The sequence below is a fragment of the Kitasatospora sp. SC0581 genome (assembly GCF_048159585.1).
Taxonomy (GTDB): Bacteria; Actinomycetota; Actinomycetes; order Streptomycetales; family Streptomycetaceae; genus Kitasatospora.
The window spans coordinates 1-388 of the sequence record NZ_JBLRWA010000198.1 but is presented as its reverse complement, the minus strand read 5'-3'; the positions used below and the strand labels follow the sequence as shown (position 1 = coordinate 388).

At 48.2% G+C, this 388-nt stretch carries 1 protein-coding gene; it reads right to left on the bottom strand.

Going from position 1 to position 388, the window contains the following annotated elements; genetic code table 11:
* The coding region (locus ACLWS4_RS37765; RefSeq protein ID WP_416876539.1) for an ABC transporter substrate-binding protein at window positions 1-388 on the bottom strand (388 nt) is incomplete at both ends.

The window sequence follows — 388 nt, the reverse complement described above, 5'->3', positions numbered from 1 at the left end:
GGGCTGGATCTTCTTCCCCGGCGTACTTTCAATTTGTTTTACAGCATCATACGGAACACTGAGTGCAATATCATATTGTCCGCTGATCAGGCCGGCGCTCCTGGTAGATGGATCTGGCGCAAAATACCAGTAGATATCCTTTACCTTAGCCTCTTTTTTCCCGGCAACGCCGCTTGCCGGTTTATTGACGGGCTGATAAGCTTTAAACTTTGTAAAATGGAGGTACTGGTCCTTTTTCCATCCTGAAAATTTGAATGGGCCCGTCCCAACATATTCTTTTGCCCCGGTAGGTCCCGCTGATTCGGCGATTTCTTTTGGCATTACTGCGGCCAGCTGCGTTTGGTCGGCCAGAATTGTCATTGCGACAGATGAAGGTTTCTTTAGAACC